The organism is uncultured Mycobacterium sp., assembly GCF_964249325.1.
Lineage (GTDB): Bacteria > Actinomycetota > Actinomycetes > Mycobacteriales > Mycobacteriaceae > Mycobacterium.
The window spans coordinates 4,712-9,159 of sequence record NZ_CAXUCH010000041.1 but is presented as its reverse complement, the minus strand read 5'-3'; the positions used below and the strand labels follow the sequence as shown (position 1 = coordinate 9,159).

Below are 4,448 nucleotides of genomic sequence, written 5' to 3'. Positions count from 1 at the left end.
TCGGTGATCGCGCAGTTGAGCTGACCGGCCAAGCTGGTGGCGATGACGGATTTGGTCTGCTCGCCCGGGTTCAACACGATCGTCTTGCTCCACGGCAGCGACACATTGAAGTCGGTTTGAGGCATGCCCTGCGCATCGGTGTAGATCACGGTCACCAAGTCGAAGAGTTGCTGCTTTGTCCCGGATACCGAATAGACGACCGTGCGTGGATTCACCGCAGGAGGGCTGGCTTCCGACGACGGGCTGGGCTCTACGGTGGGGATCGGTGACGGTGCTGTGGTGGGCGCGGCTGAGGGCGTCACGGTCGTCACCGTCTCGCGTGGGAGCGACGTCGGCGGCGCTGCCGTCGGGATGCTTGGCCGTGGTGTGGCGATGACATGCCGCGTCGGTGGCGGCCCCACCGTGGCTGTGGTCGAGGCGCTGTCACCGCCGGAGAGGATCAGCGCGGTGGCGATCACAGCGAGCACCAGCACAGCACTGGCGATCGCGGCGATCGGCCGCCAGCGATGGTCGAATACGCCGGCGCTGTGGTCGGCGCCGACGTAAGCCTCCTCGTCCGGATAATCGCGGACGTCGGTATCAGAGTGATCAATGATGCTAATGATGCTGATGGTATCGGCTGGAAACTGCCGAAGGCGGTGCCGCGCGGCGTGTCGGGGCAAACATTGCCGCAGCTGGAGGTTCGTCGACGGTGAGTGGCTGGTGCGCGCGGTCAATGCCGCTTCCACTAGCCTGCATGCGGGAACGCTTGTGAGGTGAACTCGAACGGAGGCCGGCGTGGAGGTCAAGATCGGTATCACGGACAGTCCCCGCGAGCTGGTCTTCACCAGTGCGCAGACGCCCGACGAAGTCCAGGAATTGGTCACCGCCGCGTTGGGGAAGCAGTCGGATGTGTTGAGCCTGGCCGACGAGCGAGGACGCCGGTTCCTGATCAACACCCAAAAGATCGCCTACGTCGAGATCGGTGTCGCCGAGTCGCGCCGTGTTGGCTTTGGGATCGGGCTGGAGTCGGCTACGAGCGGGTGAGCGGCACGTGCGACAGCCCGCCCCAGGCGAACTGCACCGTGCCGTCCACCGCGTCTTCTTTGGAGATCGGGCGATCGGCGTCCAGCCAATACCTGGCGCAGTCGACGCTGATGCCGACCAGACCCACTGCGATCATCCGGGCCCGGTGCGGATCCAGACCTGAATCAGCGCTGATCAAGTCGAACACCGCGTCGGTGCAGGACTCGGTAGCGACCCGTACCTGGGCGGCGACCTGAGGCTCGGTGACGTAGTCGTTCTCGAAGATCAGCCGGTAGCCCTGATTTTCGTGCTCGATGAAGTCGAAGAATGCCTGCACCGCCGAGCTCAACCGTTGGTAGTTGTCGGTGGTAGTGCGCAGCGCCTGGCGCACGCTGGACACCAGGTTCTCCACGTGCCGTTGGAGCACCGCTAGATATAACTCCAGCTTGCTTGAAAAGTGTTGATAGAGAACCGGTTTGCTGACACCAGCCCGGTCGGCGATCTCGTCCATTCCCGCTGCGTGGTAGCCACGGTCGACGAAAATCTCACTTGCTGCGATCAGCAATTGGCCGCGCCGCTCGTCGCGAGGAAGCCGGTTACCGCGGCGGTTCGCCGCTCCGCCGCTGCCTAACGACCGGTCGACGTGTTCAGCGCTCGTGCGTGCAGTCGCGTTCGCGAGTTCGCTCATCAAGTCCTCAATCTGGGTTGTCGGCCACATAACGTCGGCGTCGCCGCACACGGCCTGTGCGAATGACACTACTACCCCCGCGCGAGTGCCCCCGCGAATTCCCGACCGCCATCGACGGATTAAACGTCGGCGCAACAGCGTGCGGCAGCACCCTACGGGCGCGCCAAGAGTCCCCAGCCAGTGGTAGCTGTGCCATCCTGGGGCAGTGACCTACGACTCGGCGCAGCGCGGGGGAAGTCGGGTACCCGTCCTCCGCGACGAGTGGCGGGAACCGCTGCGCGCTCAGCGCGACCCGCTCGCCTGGGGCTCCGGTCGGCCACGCTCCAACCGCGACAGGGGGCGCCGCTGGCGCAAACAAACCTGGCTGGGTCGCTTTGTGTCGACCTACGGCTGGCGCGCGTATGCGCTGCCGGTGCTGACCGCGGTCACGGTGGTGGTCCTGTATCAGACCGTGACCGGGACCGGTGCGCCGGCCCCTACGTCGCAGGATCCGGCGCAGGGTCCGCCGACGATAGGGGTGGTTGGCACGTCGATTATCGACGCGCCGCCTCGCGGCTTGACCGAGTTCGACGCCAATCTGCCGACGGGGCTCTTGCCGGCAGGCGGTCCGTTCACCGAGGCCGGTGACAAGACATGGCATATCGTTCCCGGCGCCCTGCCCCAGTTCGGGCAGGGCACTGCCAAGGTGTTCCGATACACCGTCGAGGTCGAGAACGGGGTGGATACCACGGCGTTCGGCGGCGATGAAGCGTTCGTCCGAATGGTCGACGAGACGTTGGCCAATCCCAAGAGCTGGACTCATAACCCGCAATTTGCGTTCGTCCGGATCGACAACGGCAATCCCGATTTCCGGATCTCGTTGAGCTCGCCGATGACGATCCGCGAAGGCTGCGGCTATGAGATCCCGCTGGAAACCTCCTGCTACAACCCGGTGTTCGGGCGGGAGTCGCAGCAGCGAGTACTCATCAACGAGGCCCGCTGGGTGCGCGGAGCCGTCCCCTTCGAAGGCGATGTCGGTTCCTACCGCCAGTATGTGATCAACCACGAAGTCGGCCACGCCATCGGTTACCAGCGCCATGAGCCCTGCGACAAGCAAGGCGCTTTAGCGCCGGTGATGATGCAGCAGACGTTTTCCACGGCCAACAACGACGAGGCCAAGTTCGACCCCGAGTGGGTCAAACCCGACGGCAAGACCTGCCGGTTCAACCCCTGGCCTTACCCGATCGCCTAGCGGCGCGCTAGAACCCGGGGAAGCATCGCGGGCAGCGCACGGTTGATCTGTTTGCCGTCGAGAAAGACAACTGCTGTGATGGTTGTGGCTGACGGACCTGAGAACTAGACGACCAAGGAGATATCCGGTGACATCGTTGCCGCCGCTGGTCGAGCCAGCAGCCCAACTCAGCCGGGACGAGGTTGCGCGCTACAGCCGCCACCTGATCATCCCGGATCTTGGGCTAGACGGGCAGAAGCGGCTGAAAAATGCCCGAGTGCTGGTGATCGGCGCAGGGGGTCTGGGGGCGCCCACACTGTTCTACCTGGCTGCCGCCGGCGTCGGCACCATCGGCATCGTCGACTACGACGTTGTCGACGAGTCGAACCTGCAGCGTCAGATCATTCACGGCGTATCCGACATCGGCCGACCCAAGACACACTCCGCGCGCGACTCGATCGCCGAAGTCAACCCGCTGGTGCAAGTGCGGCTGCACGAGACGAAGCTGGAGCCGGGCAACGCTGTCGAGCTGTTCAAGCAATACGACCTGATCCTCGACGGCACCGACAATTTCGCGACCCGATATCTGGTCAACGACGCCGCGGTGCTGGCGAAAAAGCCGTACGTCTGGGGATCGATCTACCGCTTCGAAGGCCAGGTCTCGGTGTTCTGGGAGGACGCGCCCAACGGCCGTGGCCTCAACTACCGGGACCTCTACCCCGAACCGCCGCCACCGGGCATGGTGCCCTCGTGCGCCGAAGGTGGTGTGCTGGGCATCCTGTGCGCCTCGATCGCATCGGTGATGGGCACTGAGGCGATCAAGCTCATCACCGGTATTGGCGAACCACTGCTGGGCCGGCTGATGGTGTACGACGCGCTGGAGATGAGCTATCGCACGATCACGGTCCGCAAGGATCTGTCGACGCCGAAGATCACCGAGCTGATCGACTACGACGAGTTCTGCGGGGTTGTGTCCGCGGAAGCCGCCGATGCGGCCGCGGGATCTGCCATCACCCCGCGCGAGCTGCGCGAGCTACTGGACTCCGGCAAGAAGGTCGCGCTGATCGATGTTCGCGAGCCCGTGGAGTGGGACATCAACCACATCGACGGTGCACAGCTGATCCCTCAGTCGTCGATCAATTCCGGCGAGGGCCTGGCCAAGCTGCCGCATGACCGGATGCCGGTGCTGTACTGCAAGACTGGCGTGCGCTCGGCTGAGGCGTTGGCCGCGGTGAAGAAGGCCGGTTTCTCCGATGCGGTTCACCTGCAGGGCGGCATCGTGGCGTGGGCCAAGCAGATGCAGCCCGACATGGTGATGTATTAGCGCGCTAACGATGCCGCTCAGGGTAGCTGGGCCGTCGTGTCTAGCGGCATTACCCGTCGTCAGCGCGGTTACCCTGACCCTGTGACTGTCGAGCGGCCGCCCGAGCACGTTTTGGCGGCGTTCGGGCTAAGTGGTGTGCGACCGGAACCGCTGGGTGACTGCTGGGAAGGCGGCTGGCGGTGCGGCGAGGTGGTGTTGTCGATGGTGGCCGACCACGCCCG

General features: G+C 64.6%; 4 protein-coding genes and 2 pseudogenes (1 of these 6 cut by a window edge). 4 read left to right on the top strand and 2 right to left on the bottom strand.

The annotated features are described in order from the left end of the window. A pseudogene (locus tag ACFE99_RS07850) lies at positions 1-605 on the bottom strand (MmpS family transport accessory protein); it reaches 78 nt to the left of the window's first position. Positions 606-777: 172 nt separating this feature from the next. Between ACFE99_RS07850 and ACFE99_RS07845 the strand changes: the two are divergent. Further along, positions 778-1,026 (top strand): DUF3107 domain-containing protein, encoded by a 249-nt coding sequence (locus ACFE99_RS07845; RefSeq protein WP_375484033.1) that lies wholly within the window; start codon positions 778-780, stop codon positions 1,024-1,026. Here ACFE99_RS07845 and ACFE99_RS07840 read toward each other — a convergent pair. Further along, positions 1,013-1,693: a TetR/AcrR family transcriptional regulator gene (locus ACFE99_RS07840; RefSeq protein WP_375484031.1), complete on the bottom strand. Its 681-nt coding sequence runs from the start codon at positions 1,691-1,693 to the stop codon at positions 1,013-1,015. The genes ACFE99_RS07845 and ACFE99_RS07840 overlap by 14 nt on opposite strands. A 205-nt stretch (positions 1,694-1,898) precedes the next feature. Between ACFE99_RS07840 and ACFE99_RS07835 the strand changes: the two genes are divergently transcribed. From ACFE99_RS07835 to ACFE99_RS07825, 3 genes and pseudogenes are all read left to right on the top strand, one after another. Continuing rightward, entirely contained in the window at positions 1,899-2,924 is a 1,026-nt protein-coding gene (locus ACFE99_RS07835) for a DUF3152 domain-containing protein (protein WP_375484029.1), read from the top strand. Positions 2,925-3,051: 127 nt separating this feature from the next. After that, positions 3,052-4,227, top strand: a complete 1,176-nt coding sequence (gene moeZ / locus ACFE99_RS07830; protein ID WP_375484027.1) for an adenylyltransferase/sulfurtransferase MoeZ — start codon at positions 3,052-3,054, stop codon at positions 4,225-4,227. Between the two features lie 81 nt (positions 4,228-4,308). Next, positions 4,309-4,448: pseudogene (locus ACFE99_RS07825) on the top strand (TIGR02569 family protein); the annotation flags it as partial.

Excerpts from the sequence above, each read along its gene's own strand:
- ACFE99_RS07840 (WP_375484031.1), bottom strand. The coding sequence starts at position 1,693 with ATGAGCGAACTCGCGAACGCGACTGCACGCACGAGCGCTGAACACGTC.